This window comes from Pseudomonas sp. KCJK9000, assembly GCF_046230725.1.
GTDB lineage: Bacteria > Pseudomonadota > Gammaproteobacteria > Pseudomonadales > Pseudomonadaceae > Aquipseudomonas > Aquipseudomonas promysalinigenes.
Genome location: NZ_JBJJLN010000149.1, coordinates 1 through 358, shown reverse-complemented (window position 1 = coordinate 358; position 358 = coordinate 1). Strand labels below are relative to the sequence as shown.

Sequence of the window (358 nt, the reverse complement as noted above, 5' to 3'; positions counted from 1 at the left end):
CGCGGGTAACCCGACCACTTCGGTTACCGATGATCCGGCGAAGCTCGACAGCACTGGCCTCACTTTGTCCGCCACCGGTACCGTTCAGGAAGGCGGCAGCATCGTTTACACCGCTACTCTGACCAATCCAGCCGGTAGCGAGATGACGGTTACGTTGAGCAATGGTGCAGTGATCACCATCGCCAAAGGTCAGACTGAAGGCAGCGTTTCGTTCGATGCGCCAGCCAACACCGTTTATGTCGATGCCGGCAATGTCAGTGTGAATGTCACCGGCACCACCGGTGGTGACTTCGAGAAGCTGAACGTCAGCCCGGCACCGGCTGTGACCGCCATCACCGACACCATCGATACCTCGACG

1 protein-coding gene is annotated in these 358 nt (G+C 58.9%); it reads left to right on the top strand.

Features of this window, described 5'->3' with window-relative positions; all coding sequences use genetic code 11:
• The coding region (locus tag ACK59H_RS23020) for an immunoglobulin-like domain-containing protein (RefSeq protein WP_409265001.1) at window positions 1–358 on the top strand (358 nt) is incomplete at both ends.